Below are 23,819 nucleotides of genomic sequence, written 5' to 3'. Positions count from 1 at the left end.
TCGAGCTCGAAGTTTTTAGAGGATGAACAATGTCGAAAGCAAGTCAACTGAATGACAAGCAACTTGAAGCCATGAAATATACTCAAGGACCCTTGTTAGTACTTGCAGGGGCGGGTTCAGGTAAAACCTCAGTAATTACAAGAAAAATTGCATATTTGGTTCAACAGTGTGGGATTCCTGCACATCGAATTACTGCAATGACCTTTACCAATAAAGCTGCACGTGAAATGAAAGAACGTGTCGGTAAGCTATTGGGCAAAGAAGAGGGCAAAGGGCTTTCGGTTTCAACCTTCCATACCTTTGGTTTAAATTTATTACGAATTGAGCTGAAAAATACCCCACTTAAAAATAATTTCTCAATCCTTGATGCCGATGACTGTAAGCGTATTCTTATGGACTTGATGCATCGTGATAATTTATCGGGTGCTGAAAGCAAAGAATTGATTGCTAAAGCCATGAAAAAGATTTCAGATTGGAAAAATGATTTGATTGTGCCTGAGCAAGCACATACGACTTGTGAAACACCAGAAGATGTGCAGTTTGCCCACTTGTATCAATTATATGAGCGAAATTTACGGGCTTATAATGCTGTAGATTTTGATGATCTGATCGTAATGCCAACACGTCTCTTACAAGACAATGCTGAAGTTCGTGATCGCTGGCAAAACCGGGTTCGCTATCTACTTGTGGATGAGTATCAAGATACCAATACCGCGCAATATATTTTGGTAAAATTATTGGTCGGTGTGATGGGGCAGTTCACCGCTGTAGGCGATGATGACCAATCCATTTATGCATGGCGTGGTGCAAAGCCTGAAAATATGGCATTGCTCAAAGAAGATTTTCGTAATTTAAAAGTGATTAAGCTGGAGCAAAACTACCGCTCTACCAGTCGTATTTTAAAAGCCGCGAACCATGTCATTGAAAATAACCCACACATTTTTGATAAAAAGTTGTGGAGTGATAAAGGCCATGGTGAAGTCATTCGAATCATCACCTGTCGTAATGATGATGATGAATCTGAACGTGTAGTAAAAGACCTGCTCACGCATAAATTGATGAATGGCAAAAACTGGAAAGATTATGCGGTGTTGTATCGCGGAAATTTCCAAGCACGTGTATTGGAAACTCAGCTACGTCAAATGCAGATTCCATATAAGCTCTCTGGTGGTCAATCTTTCTTTGGTCGGGCAGAAATTAAAGATGTGATGAGCTACTTGCGTATCATCATCAACCCTGAAGATGACAGTGCTTTCCTTCGTATTATCAATACGCCTAAACGTGCAATTGGCCCTGTAACACTTGAAAAGTTAGGTCTTTTTGCCCAAGAAAATCATTTATCACTGTTGGCTGCGGCAAGTGATCAACGCTTAACTATGGTAATGCCGAAAAAGGCCACCACACAATTGGCTGAGTTTGCTGGCTTTATCAATGATTTCACTCGTGAATTGTTAGATGACGATGAACCTGTTCCTAAAATTCGTCAAATGATGAATGATGCAGGCTATATCGATTATTTACGTGAAACTGCGGCAACGCCTGCACAAGAAAAAACCAAGATTGATAATGTGGAGATGCTCTATACCAGTATTCAAAGCTTAATCAATCGTGCTGAAGATGTAGATGAAAAGAACATTGAAAGTGTGATTCGTAAAATGGTGTTGCTGGATATGCTTGAGCAACAGCAGGAAGATGAAGACACCGATAAGGTCAACCTGCTGACATTACATGCATCTAAAGGTCTGGAATTTCCATTTGTTTATATTATGGGCTTAGAAGAAGAGCTTCTGCCACATAAGAACTCCATTGCCGCTGAAACGATCGAAGAAGAACGCCGTTTAATGTATGTAGGTATTACCCGTGCACAACAAGGCTTAACCTTAACTTTGGCTGAGCAGCGTAAAAATGGTGGGCAAATGAAACAAATGACCCCAAGCCGCTTCTTGGATGAATTACCACAAGATGAGTTGGATTGGTTAGGGCGTAAGAAAAAATTAGCTGAAAATGTTGATCCTAAACAACAGGCACAGCAATATTTACAAAACTTAAAAGCGTTATTAAAACGTTAATTTTTTAAATCAGTTCTTTTATTTTTCTTTCGATTTGCTTTTAAACAGATCGAAAGACATAGAAGAACCTTTAACAGCTTTATTAAATCAAGGATTTCAATATGAAAGTTCAAGTAAAAGTACTTGATCAACGTTTAGGTCAAGAATGGCCAATGCCAACATATGCAACAACAGGTTCAGCGGGTTTGGACTTACGTGCATGTGTAGAAGAAGCGATTCAAATTGAACCTGGTCAAACTGTGTTGGTTAAAACAGGTATGGCCATTTATATTGAAGATACTAATTTTGCTGGTCTGGTTTTACCACGTTCGGGCTTGGGCCATAAGCATGGGATCGTATTGGGCAACTTGGTGGGCTTAATTGATTCAGATTATCAAGGCGAATTGATGGTTTCTGTTTGGAATCGTGGTCAAACCACCTTTACTTTAGAACCAGGTGAGCGTTTAGCACAGTATGTTTTAGTGCCTGTAGTTCAAGCGCAATTTGATATTGTAAGTGAATTTGAAGCGACTGAACGTGGTGCTGGTGGTTTTGGTCACACTGGGAAGAACTAAGTTTTTCTCATCATTTTTAAAGCCTGATTTATCAGGCTTTTTTAATGTTATATTGAATTGTAACAAAAAGTATGTATAACGCTGTATATAAAATTGAATATATTATCAAGAGTTTTTTAGTATATTGCATTTGACCCGATATAAATATTCTCATATAAATGAATTGCTTGCTTATCATTAGAGCGATAAAGCTGACGAAATAAAGGGTTAAGCAAATAGAAGTTTTGCTTATGAAAAAGATGAACGATTTTCCTTTTCAGATTTTCCGCGCTTATGATATTCGTGGAAAAGTTGAAATGATGCCACCTGAATTGATTCAGGCAATCGCATATGCTTTAGTTGATCAACTGATTGAAAAGGGTCAATCAAAAATTACCTTGGGATACGATGCTCGATTAAGCAGTCCTGCGTATGCTCAAATTATCAAACAGGTATTTCAAAATAAAGACATTGAAGTCACTGAAATAGGTTGTTGTGCTACCCCACAATTGTACTTTGCCGCAAGAAATACGCAGGGCAATGGCATCATGGTCACAGCCAGTCATAATCCAAAAACTGACAATGGTATTAAATGGATCATGCAGTTTGAGCCACCGTCTCCTGAAATGATTCAAAACATAGGCATTCAAGCAAAAAATTATCTGCAAAGTCAGCAGTTGTCATGGATTGATGCAGAATCTGTGATTCCAAGCGCGACTCATCAAATTAAATCTGAATTTTGTCTGTCCTATCAGTCTGCGTTATTAAAAGATATTCAGTTAACCCGACCACTCAAAGTCGTGATTGATGGCTTAAATGGTTCAGCAGGCTATTGTGCCAATCTTGTTTTAAAAAAATTGGGTTGTGAGGTGATTGCATTACGCTGTAATGCTGATGGAAACTTCCCCGACCATGCACCAGATCCTTCACAAGCCACACACTTAGAATTATTACGACAAAATGTACTTAATCATCAGGCAGACATTGGTATTGCTTTAGATGGTGATGGCGATCGTGTGGTTCTATTGGATGAAAATGCCCATATTATTTCAGCGGATCGGCTTTTAGCATTGTTTGCCCAAATGTGTTTAAAAGATCATCCACAGCATGAAATTGTATTTGATGTGAAATGTTCATCTATGGTACGTCAAGTGGTTGAACGTTTGGGCGGTCGAGCCAAGATGATTCGGACTGGTAGTAGTTTTTTACGCAAATACATGTCGCAATCAAAAGGCCAAGCTGTCTTTGGTGGTGAGTACGCAGGTCATTATGTATTTAATGATGGGCGTGGACTTGGTTATGACGATGGTCTATATGCGGCTTTACGTGTGATGGAATACTTATGTTGTTTTCCTCAAGCAACATTGTCTGAAATCTTAGCCTGTTATCCTGACCGTTTTTATACTGAAGATACTTATATCAGTACCCATCGAACTGATCCGAAAATTGTTTTGAATGAGATTGAAGAGCTCAGTCAACAATTTGGTGCCGAGCTGAGTAAAATTGATGGTGTTCGCCTTGATTTTGAGCATGGTTTTGGCATTATTCGGGCATCAAATACAGGTGAATATTTTACCGTACGTTTTGATGCAGATTGTCCAAATTGTTTAAATGAAATTCGTCAGACATTTGCGTCTATGCTCAGTGATCGTTATCCTATGATCGCCCAAGATATTCTACAGGCACACTGATTTCTTGCATCATCCATATTCATCAGTCTAATTCCTACAGCTCACTAAGGAGAGGCGAATGCCACATCAGCATACTGGCATCGACAAAGCGCAAATATTGACAGAGGCTTTGCCATACATTCAACGATTTTCAGGTAAAACACTCGTTGTAAAATATGGTGGCAATGCAATGACTGATCCAGAGTTGGAAAGCTCATTTGCTCGCGATATCGTTTTACTCAAAACTGTAGGTTTAAATCCGATTGTCGTACATGGTGGTGGTCCACAAGTAGATTCATTGCTTAAACAGTTGGGGCGTGAGTCTGATCGTATTGATGGAATGCGGGTAACGGATCCTGCAACCATGGAAGTGGTCGAGATGGTTTTAGGCGGGAGCGTCAATAAATCTATCGTTAATCTGATTAATCAGCATGGTGGACGTGCCATTGGTTTAACGGGTAAAGACGGTAATTTATTACGTGCTCAAAAGCTCTTGATGGAAAAGACACTTGCTGATGGTACAGTCACGCAAATTGACTTAGGTCTGGTCGGGGAAGTGACTGGGGTTAAAACTGACGTTTTAGAAATGTTTACCCAAAGTGATTTTATTCCAGTGATTGCGCCTTTAGGTGTAGATGAAGACGGTCAAACTTATAATATCAATGCAGACTTAGTCGCAGGTAAAGTGGCAGAAGCTTTAGGTGCGGAAAAATTGATTTTATTGACTAATATATCAGGTGTTTTAGATGAAAATAAAAACCTCCTAACGGGTCTAAGTACTCAGGAAGTCGATCGTCTTATTGAAACTGGGGTGATTTACGGGGGGATGATTCCTAAAGTGGGTTGTGCCTTAGATGCGGTTAAAGGTGGGGTTGTGAGTGCGCACATTGTAGATGGTCGGGTACCTCATGCAACACTCTTAGAAATCTTTACCGATCATGGTGTAGGAACCTTAATTACCAATCGGGCCAAGCCTCAGAAATAATTTTTAATCAGTACATTATTTTTTTAAAAATGCCAGTGTGAAAACATTGGCTTTTTTGTTTTGCCGATTTTATTTCAAATTCACCATTCATAGCGTGTTTTTAAACGGTCATTTTTTCGTCATATAAGTGTCATCGGGATTGCCTAGTGTAAGTAAAAGCTCAAGGAGTCGAAAATATGTTCGCAAAATTAAATCAGTATCGTCAGAACTTCCAGAACTTAAATTTACCCTTACCAAAACCTAAAAAAGCACAATCACAATATAAATTTGAATGGGTTGAAGACCTGAAACAACTCAAAGAAGTACAAAAATTTCGTGCAGTACAATTCGCAGATCAGTTTGGCATTACATTTGAAAATGGATTAGATCAAGATTTATATGACCTTGATTGTGAGCATGCGGTATTACGTGATAAATGGAGCAATGAGATTGTTGCCTATACACGCCTGAAGTTGATTCAGGGGCATGAGCTTGCACGTAGTTATAGCGCACAAGAATTTGATGTTTCTCAACTTTCACATCTATCTAATATTGTGGAAATAGGCCGTACTTGTGTACATCCGCGTTATCGTAATGGACGTGCATTGTCGATGTTGTGGTTAAATTTGGTTCCGACAGTGCTATGGAAAATGAAGGCAAAACACTTAATGGGGTGTGTCAGTATCCGTTTGGAAGACAATAAGGCGCGTGCTTACTATACACATCAGCATTTGAAGAAAATGACTGCCAAACAGTCGATTGATATAAAGGCAAATCTCGCTTTTGAACCAAGTCATCCAGAGTATAGTTTTCCACAAGACGAACGAATTCCAAAGTTGTTTGATGTCTATTTGAAAATGAATGCGCGTTTATCGAAACAGGCATATCACGATGAAGCATTTAATTGTTTAGATTATTTTGTCTTTTTAGATGTCAATGAAATTGCCAAAAATTTTGTTTTAAACAAAATGGTTAATCGCTGAGTGTCCGAAAAATAAGGGGACTTAGAGTTTGATCCGCGAATAAGTACCCAATTATTCTGCTGATCTATGTTAAGTCATTGGTCTAATATGCATCTGTTTGCAGTTATTTTCAGTTATTGAGATTTGCAAGCAGATGCGTAGTCATGCACAATATTCTTATAAATAAAATGCTGTATGAATACACTATGTGCCAATTGCTTGGAATGAACTGCGCTGCTCCCACTGATATTACTTTCTCGTTTCGTGGGTTTTCTCAACGTGCAGGAATAACCTCTGATCATTCTGATGGGTTTGGTATTGCCTTTTTTGAAGATAAAGCATGTCGTTTATTTGTCGACAATCAATCTGCAGTCTTATCACCGATTGCTGAACTGGTACGTAACTATCCAATCAAATCGCGGAATGTCATTGCGCATATTCGTAAAGCAACTCAAGGTAAAATCACCTTAGAAAATTCTCACCCCTTTATTCGTGAGTTATGGGGCAGACAGTGGATTTTTGCGCACAATGGTGATTTACATAACTTTCATCCACATTTGTCGGGGCGTTTTACCCCTGTAGGCAGTACCGACAGTGAACTGGCATTTTGTTATTTGCTTGAACAACTGGTTTTAAGATTTGGTTATTTTGAACCGAGTTTAAATGATGTATTTGCCTTGCTTGAAGAAATTTCACCTAAAATTGCAGAATATGGCACTTTTAATTTTTGCCTCTCCAATGGACAAGCTTTGTTTAGTTATGCGACAACGAAGCTGCATTGGATTGTACGTGAGTATCCATTTACATATGCACGCTTAGTCGATATTGATGTTGATATTGATTTTAGTCAATTTACAACAAAAGAAGATCGTGTTGCCGTGATTACCACAGAGCCATTAACTCAAAATGAAGTTTGGACTGCATACCAGCCTGGTGAGATGATTTTATTTAAAGATGGTCAAGTGATAAAAACAGCAACAACACATGTCGAAAGACTTGCTCGTGAGGCTGCTGATCCAAGTTTGGTTAGAGTCACCAAGGCAGATCAATATTAGTTTGATCTGAATGAATTCATATGAGATTGGGGGAAGGTGTTATTCGCTAACTCCATGTTTTTTTAAACATAAAACATTGTAAAAATAAAAAATAATTCAATTTATCTAGCCCATTCAGGTTTTTATAGGTGCTTTTGCACCAACCATAGATGCAAGAATTATCTTAGATTGATAGCAATTTCCTTATCATTCGTTTGCAGGCTTTTTCACGATATCCTGTAAAAATTACTTCGGATTATTTATTGTAAATCGCATTATTTTGAATGATCAAAGTCTCATATTAAATTGTATAGGATGGTCATCTTTGAGACTTAACAGAATATTTTGATGTTGTTAAAGCAAAAAGAAGATAATGAAATAATAATGTTTAATTATATTTTATTGAAAAAAAAGAGTAATAATATTGCTGTAATTGTTTAAATATTAAAGACCTTTCATAAATCAAAAAATGATGATGTGGCGTGAATCATATTGGTATTTAAAGTTCCTTCTCCCTTTGGGATAAGGCTAGGATGAGGGCGCTTTTATGTCGATTTATGGTTTTAAAAAGGACTTGTGAAAGAAGTCTATTATATAAAATTGCCGTGATAAAATTTATATTTCAGCTCTTTTAAAAGTGGATCATGAAATAAGTGGAATTAAAATAACACATATAAAATAATTTTCACTTGAATAAAGAAGGTATTTAAAAATATAACAAAATCACAAAAGAATATTTTTTCTTATTTTGCAAAAATGATTGAGTAGTTTTATCACGAGTAATTGTATGAAGAAGTGCAAGTAAAATATCATTTGAGGTGGTTGTTTTAAATTTTTAGATTACACAGGCATAATCATTTATTCATGCTAAATAATAAATATAGACAATCAGTAAAATTATTTAAACTTAATAATTGGTTAAAAAATATCTTACTCTTTTAGTGCGGATTAAAATATTATCTAAGTATAAACAATAACTTAATTTATTTCATAGTTTTTTTAATGAATCCCGACTAATACAGTTCATTTTTATTTAGAGAGATAGCCGTTAATATGGTTGCTGAAGGTCAAGACATTATTTTAAGGTGATCGTATGAAGATGAGATGGATTCCAGAATATAATACGGGTATCGATGTGATCGACGATCAACATAAACGGATTTTGGATTACATCAATGAAATTGATGAAATCGGTATGGCAACGGATCGCGCTCGTATTAAGCAAATTCTTGATAATATTATTGACTATACACAATCCCATTTCACGTTTGAAGAAAGCTTACAAGAAGAAGCGGGTTATAAATACCGTGTTCCTCATAAACGTGTACATGACTTATTTATTAAACGTATCGAAAGTTATCGTACCAGTTTTGAAGAAGGGCATTCTATAGAAAAAGAATTGCATGAGGTGTTGTCTAAATGGTTAATTAATCATATTCAACATGATGATGCAGATTATGTAGGGGCTGTAAAATTAAATATGATGGGGATCATTAAAGAAAACGAAAAGAAAAAAGGCAAAAATTGGTTTGCAAGATTTTTTTCATAATTTACAGGCATTTTATGATTGTGAAATTATGGGAATCACCAGCTCTCTAACTAAAAAAATTCAGAGGGGATAAAAAGAAATAACAAAGATTATAACAAGATCTAGCGCAGCAAATCATCGAGGGGTGATTTGCTTTTTTCTTTTAAGCTTTGATTTTCAGCATCGACAAAGGCAAAATAGCAGAACTTTTTACGAAACACCTCATGCAGGATTATTCTATGTCACGATGGTTATCGCCGCTCATGGCATTTTGTTTATCATTTATGATTATCGCAGGTTTGGCTCCAAGTCTAGGTATTCAAATTGATCGGCAAATTGATTTTTGGATATTGTGGTTAGTGTCAATGCTGGTGTTGGCATTGCCGATTACTTATTTAGAAGTTGCTTTAGCAAAGCGTTCTAAAACAACTGCACTCAATGCCTTGTCTAGCTTAACTCGTGATGCTGACGCATCTCAATCGTGGCGTATTGTGGGTTGGCTGGCTGTTATTTTTATTCCATTCTTAGCGGGTGGGATTTTATCGAATATCAGTCAAAGTGCTGTGCAGATTGCGAATTTACCGATAGAAGACCATCTGTTATTTGCAGGTGCCGCTGTAGTGGCTTTTGCTTTGTCTTTTGCGCCTCGTCAAATTTTAGTGGGTTTGATCACGCTAGGCGTACTGCTTTCTTTAATCCTTGCACAGGTTTTCGGTACACACTTGTCCGCTTGGCATGTTACTCCTGTAGAGTTTAAAGAGTGGGGCAATGCAACGATTTTAGCCCTTGTGGCCACAGGTCTCGGTTTAGGCTTGTATTGGCAAACCAGCTTGTTGAATGTTCAACAGAATAATGAGGCATCTAAAACAGCTTTACCGATTTGGATTGCGCAACTGGTTGCTGTGATTGCCTTTGGTTTTTTTGCGGCTTCAGCACAAATCCCTGCCTATACTTTATTATTTACTGCAGTCATTTCAGCCGCGTTATTATTACAACTAGGCAAAGAACAGTTAGCTCAACGCCAAGTCGCAATACTTATTCAATTTGTGGTGTTGTTGGTGGCATTGTTCATTTGGGCAATTCCAAACATTGCAGTGCTGTTTAATCCATTGCTGATGATTTGGGGCTTGGTCATTTGCTTGATTTATTCGATCTTTGTGGGTTGGATTATGAAAATCAGCCATCTACGTAAAGCAATCAATTTTAGTTCAGAAGCGTTTTATAATATTTGGCGTATTGCGGTACGAATTGTTTTACCTTTGAGTATTGTGTTGGCATTGGTATCCTATATTGGACAGTTAATTTAAGGGTCAAGGTGAATCTCGTGGCAAAGATTTGGGTGGCATATGCTGCCGAAAAGCAACAATTTCACATTGAGTTACAATTTTCTCAAGGCATGACGATTGCCGATGCTATTGCGCAAAGTGGATTGGCGCAACAAGTAGAATTGCCTGAAAATTTTAGTTTTGGTATTTTTGGAGTGAAAATAAAAGCGCAATCGCATTTGCTACAAGCAGGTGATCGTGTTGAAATTTATAGAGCTTTAACGATTAATCCAAAAGATATTCGTCGCAATCGCGCAAAAGCAAATCCTGTCGGACGTTACTGCCGTGGCAATCGCTATCAACAATTGTTATTTAAATAAGGCGTTATTTACAATAATCGCTTTAAACAATTGAATGCATATGAAAAACCCCTCATTGAGGGGTTTCTTTTTATCGCAAAGTGTCTATAGTGGGGGCGCATTCAATATTGCTTCTTTAGAAGCAGGTAAACCAGGTTGAGACTCAGGAATGGTTTCTAAACCTTCAATTTTGTTTACGACACCTGATTGATCAAAATAAACCTTTAAATGTTGGCCATGTGCTGCGGGAATCTTCGCTTTTTTCGCGTAAGTTCCTGGGATATAGTTGTAAATGTAATCCCATCGTCCTGGATTCAATGGATCTGAGACTGTTGGGCTACCCAACAAGAATTGTACTTGTTGGTAGGTCATACCGACTTGAATTTTTGAAGCTTGAGCTTGGGTTAACGGTGTTCCCTGAGGAATATCGACTTTGTATACTCCAAATACAGAACAACCACCAAGTAAAGAAGCGACGAATAACGTCAGCATGATTTTTTGCATTTTGCTACACTATCCCAAATTAATTATGATGCAATTGATCCAAGGATAGATCATACTGCATCTCAACTCTGTTGCATATTCCAACTTAAAATTTGTTGAGAGACCTTTTTATATGCCTATTTCAAATCAAGATTTACGCAAAGCTGGACTTAAAGTTACCCTACCACGAATCAAGATTTTGGAATTATTAGAAAATTCAAGACAACACCACTTGAGCGCGGAAGACATTTATAAAACATTACTCGAACAAGGTGAAGATGTCGGTCTAGCGACCGTATATCGTGTGTTAACACAATTTGAAGCTGCTGGAATTATCCAGCGCCATCATTTCGAAAACAATCATTCTGTTTTTGAAATTATGCAAGAAGATCATCATGATCATTTGGTTTGTCAAAATTGTAACAAAGTCGTTGAATTTACTAATGAAACCATCGAACATGAGCAGCATTCGGTAGCTGAGAAACACGGCTTTCAATTGACTGGACATTCTTTAAATCTGTACGGTTATTGTGATGAACCTGCATGTCAGGAAGCTTATCGTAAGCGCTAGAATCACATAAATACAACAAATGAAGAGGGGGCTTAACCAAGCCCCCTCTTTTTATATCAGCTTATTTTTTTCTTTTGAACTACTGTCCATCAAAGGTGAGTTTGCTATTTGAATTGAGTAGCTGTGCACCACCTTCTTCATCCAATTTGATTTGTAGACGTAAATCATTTGGAGAGTCGGCATGTTTAAGTGCGTCTTTATAGGTAATTTGTCCTGCTTTATAGAGGTCAAATAAAGCTTGGTCAAACGTCTGCATACCCAATTCACGAGAACGCTTCATCAAATCCTTAATTTCATGGACATCACCTTTACGGATTAAGTCTGAAACTAAGGGTGAGTTGATGAGAATTTCAATTGCAGCACGACGAGAATTACCGTCTGGGGTTGGAATCAATTGTTGTGCAACCATGGCCTTGAGGTTAAGTGATAGATCCATAAACAACTGGCTATGACGGTCAGACTCAAAGAAGTGAATAATCCGGTCAATTGCTTGGTTAGCATTGTTGGCATGTAGTGTGGCAAAGACTAAGTGACCTGTTTCAGCAAAAGCGATGGCATAGTCCATGGTTTCACGAGAGCGGATCTCACCAATCAAGATCACATCTGGTGCTTGACGCAAAGTATTCTTAAGCGCAATTTCAAAAGAATCTGTATCAATTCCGACTTCACGTTGGGTAATAATACATCCTGCATGTTCGTGTACAAATTCAATTGGGTCTTCTATGGTGATGATATGACCTTTAGAATTTTGATTACGATAACCAATGATGGATGCAAGCGAAGTTGATTTACCTGTCCCTGTTGCACCAACAAAGATAATGATCCCACGTTTGGTCATTGCGAGATCTTTAAGGATAGGCGGCAATTTAAGCTCATCCATAGTCGGAATTTGAGTTTCAATACGACGCAAAACCATTCCAGGCATATCACGTTGTTGAAAAGCGCTGACACGGAAACGCGCAGTTTTATCGCGATTGGTAATGGCAAAGTTACATTCACGGGTCTCAGCAAATTCTTTACGCTGCTTTTCACTCATAATAGAGTTAAGCAATTGCATAATAATTTCGCCGTTTAACTTGGTTTTTACCACAGGAACAATTTGACCATTAATTTTCATTGATGGTTCAACATCGGCGGTAATAAATAAGTCTGATGCTTTTTGCTCAATCATCATGTTGAGCAAGTCATTAAAGTCCATCTTTTTTAAACCTCAATAATCCATTTTATAAGAATGATTCTGGTTGTTTTGCTACATTTCTTGCAACTTGAGGACTAATAACACCTTTGGCGACCAGTGTTTTTAAACTCTGATCCAATGTGGTCATACCATAGTTTGCACCGGTTTGAATTGCTGAATACATCTGTGCAACTTTGTTTTCACGGATTAAGTTACGAATTGCAGGAATACCGATCATGATTTCGTGTGCTGCAACTCGTCCGCCACCATTCTTTTTCAGGAGGGTTTGTGAAATAACCGCTTGTAATGATTCTGACAGCATGGCACGGACCATGTCTTTTTCTTCAGCTGGGAATACGTCAATCACACGGTCAATGGTTTTTGCCGCTGATGTGGTGTGTAGTGTACCGAAAACCAAGTGACCTGTTTCTGCTGCTGTTAAAGCAAGGCGAATGGTTTCAAGGTCACGCATCTCACCAACCAAGATAATGTCAGGGTCTTCACGTAACGCAGAACGTAGCGCTTCATTAAAGCCATGTGTATCACGATGCACTTCACGCTGGTTGATGAGACATTTTTTAGATTGGTGTACAAATTCGATTGGATCTTCGACCGTTAAAATATGGTCATAGCGACTGTCGTTAATAAAGTCAATCATAGAGGCCAATGTGGTTGATTTACCAGAACCTGTTGGACCTGTTACAAGGATCAAACCACGGGGTAATTCACAAAGATCTTTAAAGATTTGTCCTAAACCTAAATCTTCCATGGTCAATACTTTAGAAGGAATGGTACGAAATACAGCACCCGCACCACGGTTTTGATTGAATGCGTTGACACGGAAACGGGCAATACCTGGAACTTCAAATGAGAAGTCAGTTTCTAATTGTTCTTCAAAATCACGACGTTGTTTATCATTCATGATGTCATAAACCAGTCTGTGAACTTCTTTATGTTCCAATGCTGGTAAATTGATACGACGGACCTCACCATCGACACGAATCATCGGTGGCATACCTGCTGAAAGGTGTAAGTCAGATGCACCGTTTTTGACGGAAAACGCCAATAATTCTGTAATATCCATAATGTCCCCGAATAAAAACCTATTTGCTTAATTATTTTGTAGAATAATAAGGCCTTTCACTCAGCATAACCAACAATTTCATTGCTTGGAAGCTGAAATTTTTATGAAATGAGAACCTTGTCAATGAATGATCTAAATCAAGCCCGAAATCATGTACTCGCGCAAATTCAGCAGGCCTGTTTGGCTGCAAATCGAGATGTGAGTCAGGTACAGTTGTTGGCAGTTTCCAAAACACATCCAAGTACGTTATTAAAAGAAATGTATGCTACGGGGCAGCGTGCTTTTGGGGAAAATTATTTACAAGAAGCGCTGGAAAAAATTGAAGATTTAACAGATTTAGAGATCGAATGGCATTTCATTGGTCATGTACAGCGCAATAAAACCAAGCATCTTGCTGAAAAGTTTGCGTGGGTGCATGGTGTTGATCGTTTTATCATTGCAGAGCGTCTCTCAAATCAACGAGAAGCGACTCAAACGCCATTAAATATTTGCTTGCAAGTCAATATTGATGCACAAGACAGTAAAGACGGTTGTCAGCCTGATGAAGTTGCAGATCTGGTGAAACAAATCAGTCAATTAAAGAATTTAAAGTTGCGTGGTTTAATGGTGATTCCTGCACCTGATCATCCGCAAGCATTTAGTGATGCAAAGCAATTGTTTGATCAGGTTAAAGTTCATCATGCGCATGCTGAAGATTGGGATACGTTAAGCATGGGGATGTCTGGAGATATGGTGGAAGCCATTGCCGCAGGGGCAACCATGGTACGTATTGGGACAGCTTTGTTTGGTGCACGAGATTATTCAAATCAGCGTTAAAGGTTGTAGCGAAATCGGCGAGAAGGCTGAGTTAATTTTCGCTGGGTTTAAGTTTAATTTAATTTAGATTTAATGCTGTAAACGTATAAGACATCAATAATTCTAATCCATTGAGATTGTTGATGACTATTTTTCATGTACTTATTCTTGCCATCATACAAGGGTTTGCAGAACTGCTGCCTGTATCCAGTTCAGCGCATGTGATTGTGGCTGAAAAATTGATGGGTTTTGACCCATCAGCGCCTGATATGACGTTTTTATTGGTGATGCTACATACAGGAACCATGTTTGCGGTCATTGTGTATTTTTGGAAGTCTTGGCGCACAACCTATTTTTCGTCATGGGATCGCTTTAAAAAACAAGCATGGTTTGTGATTGTTGCAACAGGCATCACGGGCGTACTCGGATTAGCACTGCAATCGATGATCAAACATGTTTTTTTTGCTGGGGCAAGCCACTTTGAAATTGAGCAATTGTTTAGCAACTCAAAATTAATGGCTGCTGCTTTAGCTTCTGCTGGTGTATTGATTATTTTATCCTCTCGATTAGATCGTGGACAGGTTGGTGATGTGACGGTGAAAAGTGCGGCATGGATTGGCGCTGTTCAGGCTTTATGCTTGCCGTTTCGTGGTTTTTCACGTTCAGGTGCAACAATTTCAACAGGATTATTTTTAGGTGTTGCTCGCCAAAAAGCGGAAGAGTTTAGTTTTGCCTTGGCAGTGGTGTTAACCCCAGCGGTGATTGTAAAAGAGCTTTATCGATTGCTACATGCCGAGAATTTTCAAAATATCCATTTAGCTCAACTGCTTTTACCTAGTATGTTTGGGATGCTGTTTAGCTTTATTGCAGGTCTTGTTGCTTTAAAATGGCTATCGAGTTGGCTTGAACATGGTCGTTGGCATTTCTTTGGTATTTATTGTCTGATTTTCTCTGGCGTCGTTTTACTCATTGGTTAAATCTAGGCTTTCAAACACTGACTTTTCAATATATCACTCTTTTCAATATCTCACTTTAAATCTAAGCGTTCAATCCTGTGTAAAATATTGAACGCTAAGGGTCATTTTTCCTATTAGTATTAGACTTCTTTGCTTAAGTCGAGTACAAAAATAATGCGGGATTATATGTATAGCGAATGATTTTTAAGAGTGATAGGGAAGTTTATGTCTGCATATTATCAATTGATTCAGCGTCATACCGATAAACAGGGTGTAGTGACTGCACATTATCAATCGACACATCATGCTCAAGGGGCTTGGAATGCGCATGAGCAACATATGGCACCAGCGACAGGGGTTATTTGTGCTGAATTAGAGCAGTTTTCACCTCGAAATGATGTTCGAATTGGTCGTATAAGTTTAGATATTCTTGGATTAATCGCGGGTGGCGAATTTTATATTCGGACAAAAGTAATTCGTGCTGGCAAGACCATTGAACTGATTGAATCCGAAATGGTTACACAAGGTAAAATAAGTATTGTGGCGAGAACTTGGCGCATGATGACCAGCAATAGTCAAAGTGTTGCAGGTTTAGAGGATCAATCTATTGGAACGCCTGAACAGTTACCGATTTGGCATGAAATACGTCAATGGCCTGGTGGATATATTCATTCGATTGAAGCAAGGACTGAGCAACGTCGACAGGGAGCTGGTATTGTATGGCTTAGCAATACTTTTGATATGGTTGAAGGTCGACCGACATCTGCATTTGTGAAGTTAATGGGAATGGTCGATACTGCAAATGGTGTCGTGGCGAGACAAACAGCACCTTTTAATTGGGGCTTTCCAAACTTAGATTTACAAATTCATTTATATCGTTTGCCCCAAGGTCAATGGTTAGGTTTAGAAACCGTACAGCAGTATGGTGAAGATGGTATTGGTTTAACCAGTTCCATCTTACATGATATTTATGGACCATTCGGACGTAGTGAACAGATTTTAACTCTAAGACCTGTACACTCTGAGTAGTTGCTGGTATGAAATCAAAAACTGTATTTCTACATACAGTTTTTTGATTTGTATTGATATTTATTCTTTTAAGAAATAAGTATATTTTTCACATTGGCTAAGATAAATCACTATAAAAAACAATTCTATGTACTGCTAAAATGAAGCTGATGAGTATCCGTTTAAGCATTTGGAATTTACTTTAAGGTAAACTATTCAGTTAAGTTTTTTAAAATATACTCAACAATTCTAGATGTAATATGATCGTCAATTTGACTATACTGATTTGAATAAGATTTAAAAACTGGAAATAGAATATGTATAAATCCAAGCTATTATTATGGTTATGTCTTTGTGCTTTAATCAGCGCTTGTAGTACTGCAAAATATTCTTCAACGCAGGATGCTACTTCACAAGAAATCGAATCTGCACCATCACCTACCTCAGCAACAGCTAAAGCTGCACCAGCGCCTATTTCCAATCAAAATCGAGTAAAGTCAGAAGAGCGTTTGGGAACGAAATGGGGAGATGACGTAAGTTCATATGTGACTCAAGTTGATTTAAAACGTTTGAGTAGTCATCCTATTGACGAAACTCAAATTCGTTATGCCAGTAAGCAATTTTCAGGACGCAGTATTAACAGCATTTCTTTAGCCGCTGGAAAAATTAGCTTTTCTGTTGTGGATGATCGTGGGCGAATTTTACCGCTATATCGTGATGGCGAGCGTTATTATCTCTCTGCCCGTGATGGACAAAGCTATCAATTGCGTTATGCCAATACCAGTAGCCAAACCTTTGAAGTTGTTGCAAGTGTCGATGGTCTAGATGTTCTCAATGGAAGTAAAGCTTCACGTTCAAATAGCGGTTATGTGTTAAGACCTTATAGCTCATTTGCGATTGAAGGTTTTAGAAAGAGTAACTCATCTGTAGCTTCATTTATTTTTAGTAAGCCAAATGATGCTTATGCTGCCAACTCTGCCAGTGGTTCTATTCAAAATACTGGTGTGATTGGTACAGTGGTGTATGAGTTAAAAGCCCCTAAATACGATCTACCCAAAAAATCTAAGGATACTTATGCGCCTGCACCAAATGCCTTTCCTGCGGATTAATTAAAAATATTAAGAAGTGAGAGGGATCACATTATCCCTCTTATTTTTTGAGATGTTATAATGTTACATAATTGCAATAATTTAAAAATAGCGCAGTCAAAACAGCTACGATATTATGACTTTGATAATAATCTATGTAACTTATAAACTTTAAAATAGGTTTTATAATGAAAAATATAAATATATTTCTCTGCCTTTTGTTGTGTATTTTTCTAGCTGCATGTTCGAAAAAATCAGATGAAAGCGCATCACCATCCCAAACCGAAGCGACCAGTGCAGATGCAGCCGCTGAAGCAGCCAACAATCAAGTTGCAGCTGACGAAAAGTTAGGCACAAAGTGGGGCGATGAAATTGACTCTCATGTGACTGAAGTGCAGTTAAAGCGTAAATCTGATTCACCTCTTGCTGAAACTATCGTGCAATATGCAGATAAGAACTACAAAGGTAAAACGGTCAATTCAATTTCTATTGCCGCAGGAAAAGTGAGTTTTTCTGTTGTAGATGATCGTGGAAACCGAATTCCAATGTATCGTGTTGGACAAAGCTACTATTTGTCAGGGCGTGAAGGGCAAAGCTATCAACTTCAGTATAAAAATAACACAGCGAAAACCTTTGAAGTGGTTGCCAGTGTTGATGGTGTAGATGTTATTGATGGCAGTGAGGCGTCCCGAAGTAATTCTGGTTATGTCTTACATGCTCATGATTCATTGAAAATTGAAGGTTTCCGTAAGAGTGAATCTGCTGTTGCTTCCTTTACTTTTAGTAAGCCTAAAGATGCGTATGCTGCAAACTCAGAGAATGGTTCAATTCAGAATGCTGGTGTAATTGGTACGGTTTTATATGAGTTGGAAGCACCAGAAGATGAGGCTAAACCCGTGAATAAATATGCACCTCCACCAAATGCATTTCCCGCAGATCGATAAAGAATAAAGTAAAGAAGTGCTTATAAGCACTTCTTTTTTTAATTGTTTGGAAGAATAATGAAAAATATTAAATACTTACTGTCGATTCTATGTTTATTGGTTACATCTTTAATTCATGCAAATACAAGTGCAAATCCTGAGCTGAACAAAGCGATTGTTTCAGAGCAAAAGACTTATCAAGCGTTTAAGGAGGTTTTTGAATCCCTTGTTGCATCTCTCGTGGATTCAATTGCGAATACGGCTCAAGATGATAATATAATGAGCGCGCATAGGAGATGTGTTCATCAACAGCAAATCGTTAAAATGCTGTTGAATAATCAAAAGTATAAAGAGCAATTCGATCAAGAGTTTGCTGAAGATCAGCGTACATTTGATGAAGCTTTGAATGGTTTTAAAAATTCAGTGACTGCAATGAAACCTTATTGCGATAAGATACAAGCAGAATACGATAAAAATTTAAATTAAGAAGTGTGTGTTAAACACTAACTCACCACATCAATCATACTTGCACCCGCCCCTAAAGGACGCACCTGAATTTGCACAGGAATACGTTCATGCATTTCCTGTATATGTGAAATCAATACAACTTTACGCCCTTGATTCTGCAATTGATCTAATGCATTCATGACCATATGTAAAGAAGATGCATCTAATGTACCAAAACCTTCATCGATAAAGAGAGATTCAATTTTCATTGAACCTGATGCCATATTGGCAATTGCCAAAGACAAGGCAAGGGCAGTCAAGAATGACTCACCCCCTGAAAGTGAGGCAACAGAACGGGTTTCACCGTCCATATCATGGTCAATGATGGCAAGACTAAGTGAGTTATCTAACCGCTTTAAGGTATAACGTTGAGACAACATCGCCAATTGTTGGTTGGCGTGTTCGAGTAAAATATCCAGATTATACTGTTGTGCATAATCACGGAATTTCTTACCGGTCGCATCTCCCATTAAGCCTGAAATCTTGCCCCAGCGATGTTCTTCCTGTTGTACTTGTTGAATCTGATCAGCAAATTGCTTTTGCTTAGCAACATTTTGCTGATGCAATTCAAGTTTGAGTTTTAACTGATCACGGATTTCAAATTGGGTTTTTAGCGTATTCGCATTATCCAAAATCAATTGTTGTAGCTGTTCAAAATCAATTTCAGGTTGATGAAGCTTATGTTCGGTTAATTGCTCTTGTAAGGTGTTAAGTGCTGAGTTGGCCTCATTTAACATTCGTTCAGCATGTTGCAGTTGTTGGCGAATCTGTTGTTCTTGTACCGCCGTGATTTGAGCCAAGTGCTCTAAATCATCAGGCTGAAAAGCTGGATGCTGAGAGAGCCATTGCTGAATATCTTGATTCACTAGATTGAGGTTATTCTGATTGTGTTGTTGCTGGGCTTTGAGTTGTTCGAGCTGACTTTTTTCCTGCTCAAATTGATTGCGTAATTGATTAAAGCTTTGCTTCTGTTGTTGGTAAAGCGTCTGAATTTTCTGATATTCATGCTCATACTGCGTTAACCATTCATTCGGTTTAACTTCGGTTAATCCTGTCATGTTTTGAATGAGTTGATTTGCCAATTCTGTGTTTTGTTGTCCTTTCAGTTTTATCTCGTTCAAGCTATGGGCAGTTTCAGAAATTTGTTTGGCTGCATTCGCTATATTGAGTTGAGCAGTATTGAGTTGCTGTAGATATTGATCATGCTGTTTCGACAATGACTCAAGCTGTTCAAGCTGTTGTGTACGTGTATTTAATTGGCTCAAGATATGTTGTGCTGTGGTGATACTGTACTGTTGCTCAGCTAAGCAACTGACAATATGCTGAACTTGATTGTGTAGGTTATTGGCATTTTGCAATAGATGTTCAGTGTGTTGAATGCTTTGAGTTAATTGTTGCTGAATTTTGATGCTTTGAATCCATTGCTTAGATTGTGCTTCCAATTGTTGAATATCAAACTGATATTGCTGGGTAAGTTGCTCCAATTGTTGCTTAATTTCAGATTGTGTCTGAGTTAAGTTCAGCGGGATTTGGGCTGATTGACCTTGTTCAATACACAGCTGTTGTATGACGGTTATTTTTTCAGTCACATTTTGAAGAGTGGTCTTAAGTTGTTGCTGTTCGACACTCAATTTGGTCAAGTCTTGTTGAGCCGCTTGCCAAAGGTTAAAGGTTTCTTGTTCCTTGAGCGTGGCTTGTTGTTCCTGTTGCTGTTGTAGCTCAAATAGTGCTTTAGATACAGCAGAATCATCACGGTGATAGGGATGAGTTGTGCTTCCACAAACAACACAAGCTTGACCATCTACTAATTCAGCTCTTAAATGTTCTACATTTTCAGCATGTAATAAGCGTTGCTGTTGTAAAACCTCTTGCAGTTTTAAGCGAGCTTGTTTAGCTGTTTGGAAATCTTGTTCAGTCTGTATTGTGGTTTTTTCAAGTTGTTGAAATTGCGCTGAGCAACGTTTCAATCGGTCATTAAGCTGCTGAGATTCAATCTTTAATTCAAAAAACTGGGCTAATTTTTGCTGTAACGTCGCCAATTGGTTGAGTTGGCTTAGTTTAAATTCACGTTGTTGACGCGTTTGTTCAAGCTGAGTTTCAAGTTGCTCCGCAGTTCCAAATTGATGAATTGAGTCTTGTAATTGTGTTTTTTGCTCAATTAATTTCGTTTCAGCCTGAGATACATTTCCTAATTGATTTTCAATAGATTGATAGTGCTGAATAAATTGAGTTAACTGTTGCACATGTGCAGTTAAACCTTTATCCAAACTTGAGAACTGTTGAGTGTCTGCAAGTTGCTGATTTAAAAGATTTCGTTTTTCTGTAATCTGCTGAATATGATGTTCAAGTTGTTGTTGTTGATTGAGTAGTGGGGTTTTAGACGATTCTAAATCATTTAATCTGGTCTGAATTTTCTTAAACTCGACTCCAATAAAATCCCGCTCCTGAATACATTTTCGTACTTCACTCAAAGACTCACGATGAGTATTCTCAAAATTCTGCTGAACAGTTAAAGCACTTTCAGTTTGGAGAAAACGGGTTTGTTCAGTGTCAAATTGAACTTGTAATGTATCAAAAAGCTGTTGTTGTTTTTGAATTTGTGGTGCGAGTTGCTGTTCGGTTTTTATCAGTTGTTGCTTTTGAAAAATACTAGAGCGAATCTCTGAGAATATTTCTAAACGATTTAAACGTTCACGCTCAGGGATTAAGCCTTGTTGCGTCTGTAACTGTGTATCAAGCAACTGTTGCTTAACGACAATTTCATCATTCAGTTTTTGTTTACGCTCAAACCATTGCTGCTGTTTTTCAAGTTGCGATTTTTCATCTTCAAGCTTTTTATAGTCTTGATTGATGTGTTGGAATTGTATGTGTAATTCAGCGGCATCTTCCTCAGAGAGAAGTTCAATATGGCCGAGAAGATTTTCCAATTCCTTACGTTTTGATGCTACCAATTTGGTTTTTTCATAGGCCAATTGGCCGACTTTTCCAAAAATAGATGAATTGGTTAAATACTCAAGTAATTCACCACGTTCATTGTCACGTGCTTTTAAGAAGGCTGTAACTTCGGACTGTGCCAAAAGAACTGCACGGGTAAATTGCTCAAAACTCAGTTGGGTAATTTTATAAATCGCTGATTCAACGGCTTTGGCTTTATCTGCTACTACTGTTCCATCGGTTAAGCATTTTAAATAGCGTTGGACACTTTGTAGTTTTCCATCTGCTTTTTCACGTGAACGTTTAAGTTCCCAGCGTGCCAAATAATGCTTTTGGTCTTGTGCCACAAAACATAATTCAGCAAAGCCGTGTGCGGTACCACGGCGTAGTACAGTCAGTGGTGAGTTGGTTAAAAGTTCAGAGCCATCAACATCCTGTAATTTACCATCACTGTCTTTTAAACGTGGGATTTTATTAAAGAGAGCAAGGCTCATGGCATCCAAAATGGTTGATTTTCCTGCCCCTGTTTTTCCAACAATCGCCACTAAACCTGCTGAAGCTAATGGTTCAGATTCAAAATCTATAAAATGTTCACCCGAAAGAGACGCGAGATTTTTGAGTCGTATAGATAAAATTTTCACAGCAAACTCCTATGCGTCATGTTGATTTTCAAGCGTTTTTTCGGCTTCTTGTAATAAGCTTAAAAAGTCTTTCAAGACCGCATCATCATTGGTATAGCCATTTTTTTCCCAAAGCTGTTGAAAGAGTTTTTCTGGTGTCGGTGGTTCTAAATTGATTGAAGTAATTTCATCGTTATTTTTTTCTGATGCGAAGTATTGTCTTGAAATGCGTACTAAGCGGTAACGACTTTTGGGTAAGGCATCTTCAAATTGCTGGCGCAAATTGGGCGGAGGTGGAACATCGGTATGGTATTCAATATCGACATATTCACGCTGATCAATATTTTCAATTTCACCACTTGCTAATGCCTTTAATTTGGCTAAAACTTCGTTCAATTCCCCTTTAATTTTATGCAGTTGTACACTACGGGGAATAAATACACTTTCAAATGAAACCCGTGACTCATCTGTTTTAAGCGGATCAATATTAACGTCGACAATTTGGTGTTTATAGTTGATTTCACTAAAGGATAATGGGATAGGTGAACCACTATAACGGATATGTTCCTGACCAACTTTTTGCGGTTTATGTAAATGCCCGAGTGCAACATAATCAATGCTATCTTCAAACAATGTGGTAGAAAGTGCTTCCTCATTGCCAATGATAATAGGCCGTTCAGAATCAGAGGTTTCTCCACCTTGCATATGGGCATGTGACATTAGAATGAGTGCTTGATTATCTGTCTTTCTTTTTCGTGCTTCAGAAATCACCTGTTGATGTAAATAGGCAATGGCATTTTGACTGTTATTGGTTTGTTCATTAAAGCCAGTGATTTCGGCTGGGCGCAGAAATGGTAAACTTAGACACCAAGCAATAATATTTTTTTGTTCATCATAAATTGGAATCAGTAAACGATCTAAATCAATTTGACCAAGCTCGTTTTTATGAATCACACCGACTGTTTTGGCGTGATATTTTTCAAGCAGGGGCTCAACTTGTTCAATGCGATAACCTGAATCATGATTACCTGCAATCATTAAGGTTTGCATATGTGGAGCAAGCTGATATGCATTGGCTAGGAATTGATAGAGCTGTTTTTGTGCAGCAGATGCAGGATTGATGACATCGAATATATCGCCTGCAATCAATAGGGCATGGGGTTGCTTTTCCTTGATTTGAGCTAATAACCACGCTAAAAATTGCTCATGTTCATACTGGCGAGAATGGTTATAGAAGAATTGTCCCAGATGCCAGTCTGAAGTATGAAGAAAGCGTACAGTCATTAGTT

General features: G+C 38.1%; 21 protein-coding genes. 16 read left to right on the top strand and 5 right to left on the bottom strand.

Going from position 1 to position 23,819, the window contains the following annotated elements; translation table 11 throughout:
• The first annotated feature begins 29 nt into the window (after positions 1-29).
• The 9 genes from L3V46_RS17390 to L3V46_RS17350 all read left to right on the top strand — a co-directional run bounded on the left by L3V46_RS17390 (position 30) and on the right by L3V46_RS17350 (position 10,405).
• On the top strand, positions 30-2,069 hold the full coding sequence (locus tag L3V46_RS17390) for a UvrD-helicase domain-containing protein (protein ID WP_004722749.1): 2,040 nt from the start codon (positions 30-32) through the stop codon (positions 2,067-2,069).
• Between the two features lie 101 nt (positions 2,070-2,170).
• The gene (gene dut, locus L3V46_RS17385; protein WP_004722748.1) at positions 2,171-2,623 is read left to right on the top strand and encodes a dUTP diphosphatase; all 453 of its coding nucleotides are present in this window, start codon (positions 2,171-2,173) and stop codon (positions 2,621-2,623) included.
• A gap of 230 nt (positions 2,624-2,853) precedes the next feature.
• Positions 2,854-4,293 (top strand): phosphomannomutase/phosphoglucomutase, encoded by a 1,440-nt coding sequence (locus L3V46_RS17380; protein ID WP_239046364.1) that lies wholly within the window; start codon positions 2,854-2,856, stop codon positions 4,291-4,293.
• 58 nt (positions 4,294-4,351) lie between these two features.
• A complete protein-coding gene (gene argB / locus L3V46_RS17375; RefSeq protein WP_004722746.1) occupies positions 4,352-5,257 on the top strand; it encodes an acetylglutamate kinase in 906 nt (301 codons plus the stop codon).
• A gap of 176 nt (positions 5,258-5,433) precedes the next feature.
• Complete coding sequence (locus L3V46_RS17370) at positions 5,434-6,219, top strand: GNAT family N-acyltransferase (RefSeq protein WP_004819394.1); 786 nt, start codon at positions 5,434-5,436, stop codon at positions 6,217-6,219.
• A gap of 185 nt (positions 6,220-6,404) precedes the next feature.
• The gene (locus L3V46_RS17365; RefSeq protein WP_016539214.1) at positions 6,405-7,253 is read left to right on the top strand and encodes a class II glutamine amidotransferase; all 849 of its coding nucleotides are present in this window, start codon (positions 6,405-6,407) and stop codon (positions 7,251-7,253) included.
• Between the two features lie 1,072 nt (positions 7,254-8,325).
• A complete protein-coding gene (locus L3V46_RS17360) occupies positions 8,326-8,781 on the top strand; it encodes a bacteriohemerythrin (protein WP_004819397.1) in 456 nt (151 codons plus the stop codon).
• Positions 8,782-8,984: 203 nt separating this feature from the next.
• Positions 8,985-10,067 (top strand): hypothetical protein, encoded by a 1,083-nt coding sequence (locus L3V46_RS17355; protein WP_239046363.1) that lies wholly within the window; start codon positions 8,985-8,987, stop codon positions 10,065-10,067.
• Positions 10,068-10,075: 8 nt separating this feature from the next.
• A complete protein-coding gene (locus tag L3V46_RS17350; protein WP_035371671.1) occupies positions 10,076-10,405 on the top strand; it encodes an RnfH family protein in 330 nt (109 codons plus the stop codon).
• Positions 10,406-10,489: 84 nt separating this feature from the next.
• Here L3V46_RS17350 and bamE read toward each other — a convergent pair whose 3' ends face one another.
• On the bottom strand, positions 10,490-10,888 hold the full coding sequence (bamE, locus tag L3V46_RS17345; protein ID WP_004722739.1) for an outer membrane protein assembly factor BamE: 399 nt from the start codon (positions 10,886-10,888) through the stop codon (positions 10,490-10,492).
• 112 nt (positions 10,889-11,000) lie between these two features.
• Here bamE and fur point away from each other — a divergent pair, with 112 nt between their 5' ends.
• Entirely contained in the window at positions 11,001-11,438 is a 438-nt protein-coding gene (gene fur, locus L3V46_RS17340) for a ferric iron uptake transcriptional regulator (protein ID WP_004722737.1), read from the top strand.
• Positions 11,439-11,517: 79 nt separating this feature from the next.
• On the opposite strand, the gene L3V46_RS17335 is transcribed toward fur, so the two are convergent.
• Together L3V46_RS17335 and L3V46_RS17330 are read right to left on the bottom strand one after the other, a co-directional pair.
• Entirely contained in the window at positions 11,518-12,636 is a 1,119-nt protein-coding gene (locus L3V46_RS17335; protein WP_004722736.1) for a PilT/PilU family type 4a pilus ATPase, read from the bottom strand.
• 25 nt (positions 12,637-12,661) lie between these two features.
• Positions 12,662-13,699, bottom strand: a complete 1,038-nt coding sequence (locus L3V46_RS17330; RefSeq protein WP_004722735.1) for a type IV pilus twitching motility protein PilT — start codon at positions 13,697-13,699, stop codon at positions 12,662-12,664.
• A 123-nt stretch (positions 13,700-13,822) separates the two neighbouring features.
• Between L3V46_RS17330 and L3V46_RS17325 the strand changes: the two genes are divergently transcribed.
• The 6 genes from L3V46_RS17325 (at position 13,823) to L3V46_RS17300 (ending at position 18,955) form a co-directional block, all read left to right on the top strand.
• On the top strand, positions 13,823-14,515 hold the full coding sequence (locus tag L3V46_RS17325) for a YggS family pyridoxal phosphate-dependent enzyme (protein WP_239046362.1): 693 nt from the start codon (positions 13,823-13,825) through the stop codon (positions 14,513-14,515).
• A 122-nt stretch (positions 14,516-14,637) separates the two neighbouring features.
• Positions 14,638-15,471, top strand: coding sequence for an undecaprenyl-diphosphate phosphatase (locus L3V46_RS17320; RefSeq protein WP_004819404.1), 834 nt, complete (start codon positions 14,638-14,640; stop codon positions 15,469-15,471).
• Between the two features lie 204 nt (positions 15,472-15,675).
• On the top strand, positions 15,676-16,479 hold the full coding sequence (locus L3V46_RS17315; RefSeq protein ID WP_239046361.1) for a thioesterase family protein: 804 nt from the start codon (positions 15,676-15,678) through the stop codon (positions 16,477-16,479).
• Between the two features lie 296 nt (positions 16,480-16,775).
• On the top strand, positions 16,776-17,567 hold the full coding sequence (locus L3V46_RS17310; protein WP_034610965.1) for a hypothetical protein: 792 nt from the start codon (positions 16,776-16,778) through the stop codon (positions 17,565-17,567).
• Between the two features lie 167 nt (positions 17,568-17,734).
• Positions 17,735-18,490, top strand: a complete 756-nt coding sequence (locus L3V46_RS17305; RefSeq protein WP_239046360.1) for a hypothetical protein — start codon at positions 17,735-17,737, stop codon at positions 18,488-18,490.
• 57 nt (positions 18,491-18,547) lie between these two features.
• The gene (locus L3V46_RS17300) at positions 18,548-18,955 is read left to right on the top strand and encodes a hypothetical protein (protein WP_239046359.1); all 408 of its coding nucleotides are present in this window, start codon (positions 18,548-18,550) and stop codon (positions 18,953-18,955) included.
• A gap of 17 nt (positions 18,956-18,972) precedes the next feature.
• Here L3V46_RS17300 and L3V46_RS17295 read toward each other — a convergent pair whose 3' ends face one another.
• Together L3V46_RS17295 and L3V46_RS17290 are read right to left on the bottom strand one after the other, a co-directional pair.
• Positions 18,973-22,551, bottom strand: coding sequence for an SbcC/MukB-like Walker B domain-containing protein (locus L3V46_RS17295; protein ID WP_239046358.1), 3,579 nt, complete (start codon positions 22,549-22,551; stop codon positions 18,973-18,975).
• A 9-nt stretch (positions 22,552-22,560) separates the two neighbouring features.
• Entirely contained in the window at positions 22,561-23,814 is a 1,254-nt protein-coding gene (locus L3V46_RS17290) for an exonuclease SbcCD subunit D (protein ID WP_239046357.1), read from the bottom strand.
• Positions 23,815-23,819 lie beyond the last annotated feature (5 nt).

This window comes from Acinetobacter sp. AG3 (genome assembly GCF_022343575.1).
Lineage (GTDB): Bacteria > Pseudomonadota > Gammaproteobacteria > Pseudomonadales > Moraxellaceae > Acinetobacter > Acinetobacter guillouiae.
Note: the sequence above shows the minus strand (reverse complement) of the source record. Positions and strands in the feature narration are given on the sequence as shown.